The organism is Rummeliibacillus sp. GQ308 (assembly GCF_059759115.1).
In genome coordinates this window covers 1,801,209-1,814,442 of the sequence record NZ_JCAXDQ010000001.1, presented here as the reverse complement: position 1 = coordinate 1,814,442, position 13,234 = coordinate 1,801,209, and the positions used below count along the sequence as shown (strand labels likewise).

At 35.9% G+C, this 13,234-nt stretch carries 8 protein-coding genes; all 8 read left to right on the top strand.

From position 1 onward, the window contains the following. Positions 1-49 precede the first annotated feature (49 nt). The 8 genes from AC6CHJ_RS09050 to essC all read left to right on the top strand — a co-directional run bounded on the left by AC6CHJ_RS09050 (position 50) and on the right by essC (position 13,232). Positions 50-1,861 (top strand): DNA ligase D, encoded by a 1,812-nt coding sequence (locus AC6CHJ_RS09050; protein WP_498288542.1) that lies wholly within the window; start codon positions 50-52, stop codon positions 1,859-1,861. Between the two features lie 106 nt (positions 1,862-1,967). Next, the gene (locus AC6CHJ_RS09045; RefSeq protein ID WP_498288180.1) at positions 1,968-2,189 is read left to right on the top strand and encodes a transcriptional regulator; all 222 of its coding nucleotides are present in this window, start codon (positions 1,968-1,970) and stop codon (positions 2,187-2,189) included. 559 nt (positions 2,190-2,748) lie between these two features. Then, entirely contained in the window at positions 2,749-3,045 is a 297-nt protein-coding gene (locus AC6CHJ_RS09040; protein ID WP_147196775.1) for a WXG100 family type VII secretion target, read from the top strand. A 283-nt stretch (positions 3,046-3,328) separates the two neighbouring features. Beyond that, positions 3,329-6,754 (top strand): type VII secretion protein EsaA, encoded by a 3,426-nt coding sequence (gene esaA, locus AC6CHJ_RS09035; protein ID WP_498288178.1) that lies wholly within the window; start codon positions 3,329-3,331, stop codon positions 6,752-6,754. Continuing rightward, a complete protein-coding gene (essA, locus tag AC6CHJ_RS09030; protein ID WP_147196779.1) occupies positions 6,744-7,217 on the top strand; it encodes a type VII secretion protein EssA in 474 nt (157 codons plus the stop codon). The genes esaA and essA overlap by 11 nt, the downstream gene beginning before the upstream one ends. Next, positions 7,207-7,470: an EsaB/YukD family protein gene (locus tag AC6CHJ_RS09025; RefSeq protein WP_147196781.1), complete on the top strand. Its 264-nt coding sequence runs from the start codon at positions 7,207-7,209 to the stop codon at positions 7,468-7,470. The genes essA and AC6CHJ_RS09025 overlap by 11 nt, the downstream gene beginning before the upstream one ends. Continuing rightward, on the top strand, positions 7,470-8,759 hold the full coding sequence (gene essB, locus AC6CHJ_RS09020; protein WP_147196782.1) for a type VII secretion protein EssB: 1,290 nt from the start codon (positions 7,470-7,472) through the stop codon (positions 8,757-8,759). Before AC6CHJ_RS09025 ends, essB begins: the two co-directional genes overlap by 1 nt. Positions 8,760-8,771: 12 nt before the next feature. Continuing rightward, positions 8,772-13,232: a type VII secretion protein EssC gene (gene essC / locus AC6CHJ_RS09015; RefSeq protein WP_498288176.1), complete on the top strand. Its 4,461-nt coding sequence runs from the start codon at positions 8,772-8,774 to the stop codon at positions 13,230-13,232. Positions 13,233-13,234: the final 2 nt, after the last annotated feature.

Here is a 13,234-nt window from a genome sequence, read left to right as displayed (position 1 = left end):
TGATTCAGGATAAATGGAAAAAGAAAGAAGGTGCACTTTTTTGAAACCAATGCTTTTAACAGCTACAGAGACTATTCCTTCTGGTGCTGACTGGCTATTTGAAACAAAATATGATGGGTTTCGCTGCATTCTTGAATGGAATAAGGATATAGAGCTATATAGCAGGAATGAAGGGAATCTAAGTAAGCAATTTCCTGAGATTTTAGATTTTTTAGCATCTATTAAAGAGAAAATGAAAAGTTATTTACCATTAGCTCTGGATGGCGAGCTAGTTTATTTAGCCAATGATTACAAAAGTGAATTTTCCATCGTACAAAGCAGAGCGCGTCTTCGTAGCAAGGAAAAAATTAATGATCAACGCAATCATTTTCCATGTCAATTTGTTGTTTTCGATATATTACAAATAAAGGGGAAAGATATCACGAATCTTTCTTTCTTAAAGCGAAAAGAAAAGCTAAAGGAACTATTTGAAAAAGTATCATTACCAGTTACGGTGATGCAGAATAATTTAGCATCAGTGCAAATGGTAGAACCTTTTGACGATCCCAATCAATTGTGGAAACAACTAGTTATATATAATGGGGAAGGATTGGTTGCGAAAGAAATATCAAGCCAGTGGATAGAAAATACTCGTACCAATAGCTGGCTAAAAATAAAAAACTGGCGATATGTAAATGTTATGGTTACCGCATATGAACAGGAAAATAACTTTTTTATAGGAAGTGTTCTTAGTGAAAAAGAATTTGTAGAAGTTGTAACATTTAAACATGGCATGAAAGAAGAGGAGATAAAAATTCTTTCCCAGTTATTCAAACAAAATGGAGTCAAAATAAACCAAAACCGGTGGGAGCTATCTCCATCGATTGGTGTTAAAATTGCCTGTATCGATTTTGTTGGAGGGAAATTGAGAGAGCCTAGATTTGAAGCATTTCAGTTCAATATAGAGCCAGAAGATTGTACATGGCATAAACTAGAAAAAGATCTATACCCCTTACCTTCCTCTGTTGAAATAACTCATCCCGACAAACCAATTTTCCCATTGGTAAGGATTAAAAAGGATGATTATTTGTACTACTTGCAAGTTATTTCCCCCTATCTATTGGCATTTTTATTCAATCGTCCACTCACATTAATTCGTTACCCACATGGTGTGCCGGGAGAAAGCTTTTACCAAAAAAGTGCCCCAGTCCATGTACCTTCATTTGTGACAGTAAAAGATGATCAGCTATATTGCAATAATGTTGAAACGCTTCTTTGGCTTGGAAATCAACTAGCAATTGAATATCATATTCCTTTTCAGGCAGTGAATTCAAGTGGTCCCACGGAAATTGTCTTTGATCTCGATCCTCCCTCTGTTGAAGCATTTCATTTAACCCTTGAGGCTGCAAAACAAATGAAAGTAATTTTTGATGGGCTAGGTTTCTTATCTTTTATAAAAACATCGGGAGGTAAAGGAATGCAGATCTATATCCCATTACCTGCAAATTCTTTTACCTATGAAGACACAGGATTGTTTACAAAGTTTATCTGCGACTTTTTAATCGAACAAGCTCCATCACTTTATACAATTGAGCGGCTCAAAAAAAATAGGAGGAAAAAACTCTACTTGGATTATGTCCAACACCGTGAAGGAAAAACCATTATCGCTCCTTATTCACCAAGGGGGAACGAAAGCGGGTTTATTGCAACCCCTCTTGAATGGGAAGAAGTGAAACCAGGCTTAACACCGGACCAATTTACAATACCAGTCATGATCGAAAGGGTACGCGCTAAGGGAGATTTATTCCGTCATTTTCGGAAGAATGTGAACAACAACGAGGAAGCGCTAACGCGATTTTTGAGAGAATTAAAAGGGGAGTAAAGAGAACGTCTTTTTTAAAGTCATACCAAACATTACTAATTGAAGTAAGTACGTTTGTTCGGTATAATTAATAAGAACATATATTCTTATTTTTGGAGGCAATGAAATGAAAGAGCAGCTGATAAAAGCCATGCAGTATAACCAATTGATCGAGGTGGTATATATGGCTAAGGGTGGTAAAATGACTAAGAGGCGAGTTCGAGTAATTAAGATTGTAGGCAACAAGTTTCAAGTGTATTGTTTCAGTAAGGGTAGTATTCGCACGTTTATCATTGAGAATGTTCTCGCTATGTTTCCAATAGTCTGTCAAAAGAAAAATGTGAGTTGAAAAAGAAAACTCCTCAAGGATTTCTAATATAGATTATATCCTTCAAAGCAAAAACGTCAGTATACTTGCTTGGAGGTTTTTTTGTAAAATAATACAACCTATTTAATTATTTTAATATAATTTTATATCCATTATTATGCTGTATTTATATGTAATTGGATAAATAAGAGAAAAGAAAGAGAAGCTCAGTTAGTTTATGGAGCAAATGTACTTGGAGTATTATATAGCTTGGAAAGGTATTTTCTATTATTTAAGATAGTTTTAAGTATTTTTGCCTATTTAATTTTAAAAAATTGTCCGATAGTTAGCCCTCTAAAGAGGGAGTTGAGAAAAAAAGGTACTTTTGGATTAATGTGATTATCATTTACCATTATGGAAAAAAACTCTTGATATAGCTGGTTTCATACATAAGGAATATGTTATCTCATATTCGAGATTATAAGTATATTAATATAATTTATGTTGACCATAGTGACCTTGTCAAATAAAATTTTTATAGTAATCAATTTTCCATTTGCTAAGTATGGAGGAAATTTTAAGAAATAAGGAGCTGTTGAGAATGTCAGGACAAATTCGTATGACCCCCCAAGAATTAAAAAGTAAAGCTACAAAATATGGGTCAAGCAGTGATCAAATTAGAACAATATTAGATGAGTTATCAAACCTTCAAGAACAATTACGTTCTGAATGGGAAGGTAAAGCATTTGAACGATTTGACGACCAATTCGAACAACTGAAACCAAAGGTTAAGAACTTTGCACAACTACTTAATCAAATCAAAGATCAACTTGACCAAACAGCAGATGCTGTAGAACAACATGATGTACAACTTTCTAAAAACTTCGGATTACAATAAAAATTCGTTATCCAGCATTTTGCAGTCTTACCTTCACCTCTAACGAAACAACAAAAGTGAGGGTTAACTGCCCGGAGAACAAATATTTAGCAAGATCGGAATGTTTGCGAACGGAATAATGCTCAGCTGTGTAGAAACGACTGCTGAGTGAGGTGTCATTTTATTCAACGATGGTTCACTGGTGTAAACGAAATAAATTAGTAGTAAACCTACTAGCTTGAGGACCGTTGAAAACTTTCGACGGTCCTATTGCTCTTTAGATGAAAAATAATGAGGTGTAGAAATGAAGAAATATCGGTTGCCATTTTTTATTGTTTTAGCTCTCCTTTTAGCGGCAATCATTGCATACATACCATTTCAATCGGCAACAAAAGAAAGAACAGAAAAAGCAGATTTTAAAATGGATGTCGCAATTGTTAATCTGGATGAACCTGTAGACTATAATGGGAAGAAATATAACTTTGGAGAAGAATTTAAAAAGAGTTTGGAAAATGACGATTCACATCGTTTCCATTTAGTAGATACAGCAGAAGCAGAGGATGGCATTGCAGATAAACGTTATAATATGGCAATTACCATTCCAAATGATTTTACAAAAAGAGCACTTTCAATCGATAAGGTAAGCCCTGAGCCAATAGAGCTTTCCTACAAATTAAACGAATCAGATAATGAAATTACAAAAGCACAGGCTCAAAAAATATCAGGTGACTTATTAAACTCATTTAATCAAAAAGTAATTGATGTCTTTTTTGCAAGCGTGATAGGGAACCTGCAATCTGCTCAAAATAATGTAAAAGGCATTGTGAAAAAGCAAGACCAACTAGCAGCAACTTACACCTCAGATATCCATGATCCATTAAGAGACTATTCTTCTACCTTAACGCAAATTGAAGACAGCACGAATGGAACAAGAAACTCATTTGTAAAACTGAACAAAGGGTTAAACAACTTTGCACAAGAAGCTCAAAAAAGTGTCAATGGTACTTCAGGATTATCGAATACGATGACAATGATGCAACAGTATATAACGGATGGAAATGATGGACTTAATTCGCTTATAAGCAAAATTACCGAAAACAATGATTCTTTAATGGCCGGCAATACTGAGGAATCATTAGAATATATCAAAGACCAACAAAAACAATTAAACGAATCATTTGAAGCAGATACAGGTTTACTAACAGAGATTCAAACATCTTTAAATTCTACAAGAGATGAAATATCTCGCTCTACCGTAACTTTAAAGGAACGAATTTATAATGATTTATCGAAAGAAGCTTCAGATTTAATTAATGAATCATTAAACGATTCTTTATCAGATCCTAAAAATGAAGCAAAATTGAATGCTCTTTTCTCTGTTCCTAAGGGCACGATCGAAAAAAATATTTTAAACAGCATTGATCAACTACCTTCCCTAGACGAAGAGCAATTAAAAGATTTAGATGTATCTGATACAACGAAAGATCAATTACGTAAGATTATGGCTGCAGCTAAACAATATGCTGTTGAAAACAAGCATCCTATTATTTCAAATGGCCAGTTATCTATTAATGATTATATGCAACAAATGAAACAAAAGCTTGCGACCGAAGGGGCAGTAATCGCTGATGAAGTAAATATTCCTGCGCAAGAAGCTGGCAGCCGAACATTCGCTATTAGTGCTCCAAATGGATTTGTAACAAAGAATATTGTATTAATGCTGCCAAATGGCGTTGTTTTAAATAATATTCAACCAGGTAAAATTGATTTGCCCACCGTACCGCAAGGAAAAATGAAAGTATATGCAACGTTTGTCTTAGCTGATTACGCTACAGATATTCTGGCTCCAGTTCATTGGTCTTGGTCAATTAATAGCCATAGCGAAGAGACAAATACAGCATTGATGAAGAATATGGTGACACGTGTGTCACTGCCAGCTAATTCACTAAATACAAACGAGGCACCTGTTCCCTCGCAAGATGCACCTATTATTGAAGAGGAGGCCCAAGAAACAACTATCGAAAAACCAGAAGACAATAAAGATACTGGCAAGACAAATGAATCTAATCAAACAACTGATAAAAATGAAGAGTCAACGAACGAACCAAAGGAATCAGAGGAAAAGAATCCAAATGTACAATCAAACTCTTCTAAAAATGCAACGATTAAGGAGAAACAATCCACAAAAACAGGCGATTCAGACGAAAAAGAGTCACCTGAAAAACCAAAGAGTACCGAAACAAAAACTATTACCGATAATGCGATACACCATGAGGTTACAACAATACTTGCATCGCAGGAGGATATTCCGACTCAACTAGTCATGTCCATTTGGAATTATCAGCGATTACAAGCATTATTGAACCTTTATTATAGTATCGATGTAACGAATCCGGAGCAATTTGCACAATTAAGCCACTCCTCATTTGAGCAAGTAGGTAGTGCGAATGCTGATTCCCTTTATTATGCTCTTTCGAATAAAGGGATGAAGGAATTCATCATTTCTACTCTTAAACAAACATTAATAGACCGTACTACTGCAAAACTAACGAATGATATGGAATCTCTTAATAAACAAGTCATTTCTTATAATGATGCACTGAATGGTATTGCAGAGAAGATACCTAACCTATCGCAACAACTAAATGATTCGAAAGAAGTCGCAGAACAACAAGTAGCTGATATTGATGCACTAATACCAACTGCTGCAGAATGGAAAGAAGCAAGTGGTCATCTAGCTGATACTGGCTCGAAGTTAACTGAGCAAAATGAAAAAGGAGGAAAAATAAGCATAGAATTGGAGGATGGTCTTAGTGATTTATTAACCGCAAGCGACACGGTAGCTAGTCGAGCAGAGGCAGCATCTCTTCAAGCTGGCACTGTTTATGATACATTTGATGGCATAAATCAAAAAGCAGAGCAAATTAAAATAGGCGGAACAAACATTGCTCACAAAGCTGATCAGTTAGCTGATAATCTTATTCAAAAGGTATCAAATGATAATGATTATGCATCAAACTTTAGCAATGTCCTTGCGAATAGCAAAATTGGTAATAAATCAAATGAAGCACTCTATGCATTCTTATCAAGCCCTATTGATATGTCAAAATCATCGATAAAAAATGCACGAGATACTCGTTCAACATTCTATTTACTTATAATTTCTTCATTCTTAGCTTTGTTTACAGCATATGTAATTGCTGGATTTAAACGATTCAGCTTTAAGAAATCAGATTTTGAAGACGCTGCACAACAAAGTATAATGGCAACCAATTTGCCAATCACTTTATTTACGACAGTTATTGCTACTATAGAAGGGTTAATTGTTGGTGCGATTTCCCTAAGCATTAATAAGTCAGCCATTGTTTCACCGTCGATATGGATGGCGCTTACAGCATTATGTATGGTTTTATTCGTACTTGCAGCAACATACTTACTTCGCCAATGGAAAATGGTTGGTATGTTTATTATCTTATTGGTGATTAGTATGTACCTATTCTTTACTGAAGCGCTTGGTTTTGACTTTGAAAGATCCCATATTATTCAACAATTTTCTCGTCTATCACCATTGCATTATTTAGAAAAAGCAATTTCAACTATTTTAAATACAAATAGTAGCAGTCTTTTAACCATATCTATAATCGTTATTTTAGGTTTGATTTTCTTTGTATTAAACCTATTTGTTTTTAAATTTATACGTTCGAAAGAAGAAGTGATGTATGAAGCGTAAGGGGATTATATTACTGTTAATTGTTATCGCTTGGATCATGCAAGCAGTGTCTGTCCAAGCTGATGAAAAGAATGGACAGTTAGACATTGATATCCATCGCATTAATCAAAACAAAACAAAAGTCGACAGAACCGATCATTCTGTTGAAGGGACGGAAGATTTATTTACTGATGAAAGTCTTCAACTGGATAAAGAGATCAGACAAAAAGAGACAGATAAGAAATCAGAGACGCTACATTCCCTTTTTCGAAATGACTTTATGGAACAACAAACACCTTCAACAGATCAATTATTCAAGCAGCCAATTAGTCTGAGTAATATACAACGAGAAGAAACTGCAGAGAGTCCAGCGATTAGCTGGCTCTTTGTCACTATTATTGCTCTGATTATCAGTCTTTTTTGTACAGGACTGTTCCTTTTACTTAAAAAGCTAAGTGTAGGTGAAACATATGATGAATCATAAACGCGTCACAATTGATTTTATGCAGAGCGGTGGCGGCAGCTACGATATTGCCATTTCTCAAAAAATGACTGTCAAACAATTATTGCAGGCTCTTGCCGCAAGTTTGCATACTTCAATCGATTTGAATAGCGTTATTAAATTACCTTTAAAACAAAAAACAATGATGCCTGAAGACAGATTCATGGATTATTCAATATCGAATGGAGAACTACTGGTCGTCTACATCGAACAAGACAAAAAAGGGGAGTCATAATGGAAGACAAATTAATATTAGGAGCGGTCGAATTATCTGCAAAAAAGAAAGATGACCGACTAATTCTATCTTTGCCACAAGCTGATACCTCTCTTCGCAATACACAGGAATTACAGCTTTTAAATCAAGACAAAAATTACTTTATACAAGCTGATGCTCAGGTGCAAGACGAGAACTTAGAGTTTCATTACTTATTAACAGATATGCGTTTTTTTGAACAGATAAAACAATTAGACCGAGAGCACAAATTACGCATGCTCTTTAATATAGGGCGTTTCAGCTCTATGTTAAACGGGCGTACAACTCTCGTTTTACATCCGGATAATCTAGTCTTTGATATCAACTTAATGCCTTATATGCTTTATCGTGGCATAAAAAATATTCTTCCGCCATTCCAGCATGAAGAAGGAGTGTTTTTAAAGGCTTATAAATGTCTAGCGATTGCTACGTTTTCTAAGGAATTTAAATTTGATGATCTTATGAACGGTGCTTATGAACGAGCAAAGCAGACATCCTTCGAAAAAGCTGTCCATCAGTCACAGAACGTAGAAGAGCTGCAAGCATTATTAAAAATATATTATGAGGAAGAACATAAGAAAGCAGCTCTAAAGTTTGAAAAAGTATCAAAAGCTCAATTTAAAGGTTTTAAAATTGCAACGATTGCTTTAGGTGTTGTTAGTATTGTGTTAATTTCTCTTGTTTTATATGCTTTTAGCTCTAAAATCCCAACAGAAGAGCTGTACAACCAAGCAAATGCATCCTATATCAATGAAAATTATATAGATGTAAAAGAATCTTTGAAAGATCAAAAAATAGAGGATATACCCAAAAGTATAAAAAAGATTTATGCGATTTCTAGTATCAAAACTAGTTTGCAAGAGGAAGAAAAACAAACAAACGCAATAAATTCTATATCGTCTATTTCAGATGAGCGTCTTTTAAATTATTGGATTGATATTGCAAGAAACGATTTTAATGGAAGCTTAAAGATTGCAAAAAGCCTAGATGTAAACGATTTGAAAAAGTTCAGCATCATCTTGTATGAAAATCAGTTGAAAAAAAATACAAAGATGAATCAACAAGAAAAAGAGGATAAATTAAAAGATCTTGAAGTTCAATTAAATGAAATAACTGAAGAAGAAGCAGCTGCACAAGAAGCTCAAGAATCTGAAACGCAAAAAGCAGCTGAAGAAAAACAAAAACAAATAGAGGCACAAGAAAAACAGAAAGTAGAAAAGCGAAAGAAGCAAAGCAAGGATAAACAAGATAAAAAAACAGACAAAGAATAGGAGGTGAAGGAAATGAAATATATATTGACGGTATCTAATGGAGACTCCTTCCATCGATATGAATTCCTCGCATCTCAACCAGAGGAAATCACGATTGGTGGAAATACAAAAGCAACGATTACGATGTCTTCTGCAAAGAGCGAGATTATTTGCAAGTGGGATGGCCGAGAGTTAACTGCAGATGATAGATTACTAAACTTTAACCAAGTCGAAACGATTGGATCCCTCTCACTTATTGTCTATGAAATGGAAGAAATGTGTTTTGATTTACTAGATATAACACAATGGACAATCGGAAATGAGGAAGATGATTCAATTTATTTACATAAGGAGAATCCAGGAAGAATATTTATCCAAAAAACAGGGCAGCAGGAATATTCCTTCTTTGCTGTTAATAGCAAGCTTATTGTCAATATGTACGCTAAAGAAGAAGGACAATTTTTTGATGGTGATCTGTTAGCAATTGCCGATATTTTATTCACTATTCAGGATTCACAGTTATTCGTGTATACTCCGAAAAACAGCTGTAAGATTCATTTGCCAAGCCTGGCCATTAAACATCCAGTAGTAAAACATACGTATCATCGTTCACCGCGTGTCCGATACCACCAACCTGATGAGGAAAAAATTATTGCCAATCCGCCAACAAGGCCATCTAAACCAAGCGAACAGCTGGGAAGATTGATTGTGCCGCCATTAGTGATGTTGGCTGCCATGATTTTGGTATCCATCTTTAGGCCTTATGGTATTTATATTGTTGTTATGCTTTCAGCGACCATTGTGACTGTCATTTTCTCGGTTACCTCTTATGTACGAAATGTGAAAAAATACAAAAAAAATATGAAAGAACGAGATGAAAAATTCAAAGCATATCTTCGAGAGAAATCGAAGGAATTATATCTTGCACAAAAAGAGCAGGCGGATGCATTAACCTATCATTTTCCACAGATACCTGAGCTATTACAGCTGTTGCAGGAGCAATCTGCAAGAATGTATGAAAAAACGCCATTTCATAATGATTTCTTATCCTATCGCTTAGGTAAGGGACCAGTGGATGGTAGCTTTCCCATCAAAATTAATGTAGAAGAATTCACTTTAGAAGAAGATCCGCTGATGGAAAAAGCCATTGAATTAGAACGTCAGTATAATCATGTTGACGATGCACCGGTTATAGCTGATTTAAGAAGCGGTGCAGTAGGTTATATCGGAAAACGTCCACTTGTCTTGCAGCAACTGAAACAAATGATCGCACAACTAGCATTCTTTCATAGCTATCATGAATTGCAGTTTGTGATGGTCTTCAAAGAGCAAGAGAGGAAAGAATGGGATTGGATGCGTTGGCTTCCACATGCGAGCTTACAAAATATAAACGTCCGTACATTTGTTTATCACGAACGTTCTAGAGAGCAAGTAATGAACTCACTTTATCAAATGTTAAAAGAACGCAAATTGGAAACGGAAAAGAAGAATACCCGAGAAGCAAAAGTTTTCATTCCACAAATCGTTTTAGTGATTACAGATGAAACCATTATTATGGATCATACCATAATGGAAATTCTTCAAGATGATTGCCGTCAGCTGGGTGTTTCTGTTGTATACGTGCAAGATGTTGTAGAATCGCTACCTGAGCATGTATCAACAATTGTACGAGTTAAAGATTCAACGACAGGGGAATTATTTATTCAAAATAATGAATTGAAAAAGCAATCATTTGAATTGGATTCTGTTGTTTCAGATAGTCTGCTTGAAGAGTTGACGAGAAGGTTAGCAGGCTATGAACATCTGCAAAGTCTAGAAAATCGTATTCCTGAGAGTATAACGTACATGGAAATGTACGGTGTGCAAACAGTTCAAGATTTGCAAGTATTAGAACGCTGGCAAAAACATAAACCGTATAAAAGTCTAGCTGTACCGCTTGGACTTAGAGGAAAGGATGATGTGGTTTATCTTAACCTTCATGAAAAAGCACATGGACCGCATGGTTTAGTAGCAGGTACTACAGGTTCTGGTAAATCGGAAATCATCCAGTCATATATCTTATCTTTAGCAACTAACTTTCATCCTTATGATATCGGTTTCTTATTAATCGACTATAAAGGAGGGGGTATGGCAAATTTATTCAAAGATTTGCCGCATTTACTTGGCGTGATTACTAACCTAGATGGTGCTCAATCTATGCGAGCGTTAGCATCGATTAAAGCCGAGCTTCGAAAACGCCAGCATATTTTTGGTCAACATGAGATTAACCATATTCATCAGTATCAAAAATTGTATGAAGAAAATAAGGTACAGGATCCAATGCCTGAACTCTTCATTATTTCGGACGAATTTGCAGAATTAAAAGCCGAACAGCCTGATTTTATGAAAGAACTAGTATCAACAGCGAGGATTGGACGGTCTCTTGGTATTCATTTAATATTAGCAACTCAAAAGCCAAGCGGCGTTGTAGATGATCAAATTTGGTCAAACTCGAAATTTAAACTCGCTCTTAAAGTACAAAATGAAAGCGACTCAAACGAAGTCCTCAAAACGAAAGATGCAGCTGAGATTACACAGCCAGGGCGAGCTTACTTGCAGGTAGGGAACAATGAAATCTACGAGCTTTTCCAAAGTGCATGGAGTGGAGCTACCTACAAAGGCAACCAGACAGCAGAGGATGTTGAAGATTTTACTATCTATACAATTAACGAGCTAGGTCAGTATGAGGTGTTAACAGAGGATTTAAGTGGCTTATCACAACAGGACGTACCAAAACGGCAATCCACAGAATTAGAGGCAGTAGTTGAAGAAATTCATCAAGCTGCAATAGTACAGAGCATTCAAGCACTGCCAAGACCTTGGCTGCCACCGCTAGAAGATAGAATTAGCCGACATGAATTAGGCGATGTAGTGAAAGAAAAGCAACGTTTAACAGCAAAAATTGGCATGATTGACTTGCCTCATGAACAATCGCAAATACCATTTGCACTGGACTTTGCACGAGATGGTCATGTCGCTATTTTTGCAAGCCCAGGCTATGGGAAGAGCACTATGCTTCAAACACTAGCCATGCAAATAGCGGAGAATTATACACCAGAAGAAGCCCATTTTTATTTACTCGATTTTGGAACAAATGGTTTACTGCCACTTCGTAAACTACCGCATACAGCAGATATGATTCGTTTAGATGAAGAATTAAAGCTACAAAAATGGATGAAACGCATGTCAGAGCTTATCAAGGCACGTAAAAAGCTTTTAAGTCAAATCGGTGTCTCAAACGCTGCGATGTATAAGGAATTAACGCATGAAGAACTACCTGATATTCTGATTTTCGTAGATGTAATGGATGCTGCAAATGAATCGCCATTAAAAGATGATTTTGATAGTTTGATGACTATCATTGCACGAGATGGGGCAGGCCTAGGCATCTTCCTTATTCTAACTGCAAGTAGACAACTGGCTATTCGAACACCAATCTTGATTAATATCAAAACTCAAATCGTACTGTATATGATTGATCAGTCTGAAAGCAGAGGAATTATGGGGAAAGCAGATGTATCCATTGAAGAGATGCCAGGCCGTGCGTTGATTAAATTAGATGAGGTCACACTCATGCAAGTAGCACTACCTGCAGAAGGTTTGGATGATGTACAAATTGCTGAAAACCTACGTAAGGCAATTGATGAGATTCAAAATCAGTGGCATGGTAAAAAGCCTGCACCAATTCCAATGGTACCAGAAATCGTAACAGAAGATTTCTTCTGTGCACTGCCGTCTGTTAAGGATGCTTTAGCAAATAATAAATGGCCAATTGCTGTGGATATGGAAAAGGTAGAAGCGGTGTCAATTGACTTTAACTCACATCAGCATTTACTAGTTATTGCGGATACTGAAAGAAGATTTATGCAAGCATTTGAAACCATTTTATATGCAATGGATCAATCGAATATTGTTACTCAGCTACTAATAGTCGACCAAGTAACAGCCGTCTATAGTTCCTTGCATAGTGGCCAATCGCAGTATGTCCAAAACAATGATGATGTAGCTGCATTAATTGAACAATTACTTGAAGCACAGCAGGCGAGACAACAATCTTATATCGAACAAAGAGAAAAGGGCATTACTTCTTTAAGAGCGTTTGTACAACAACTAAGTCCTATTGTTGTGTTGTTTACTGATATGGAGGCAATTATTAATCAACTGTCATCCACATCGCAGTCTCAATTAGCGAAGGTTATCTCAGAAGGGGCTACTTACGGCCTGCATCTAATTTTCGGTATGAATAGCCAAATGACAAGAAGCTATGATGAAGCCTCAACGGCTTTGAAGAAATTAAGTACAGCATTATCAATGGTCCGATTAAATGATCAATCCGTTTTAGAAGTACAAAGACCATATCGTGAAAAAGAGTTGAATGCTTCAGAAGGCTATATGATAAAAGGTAATCATGTTGAGAAAGTGAAACTATTATCCACAATGAAAGTAGGGGTGTAGAT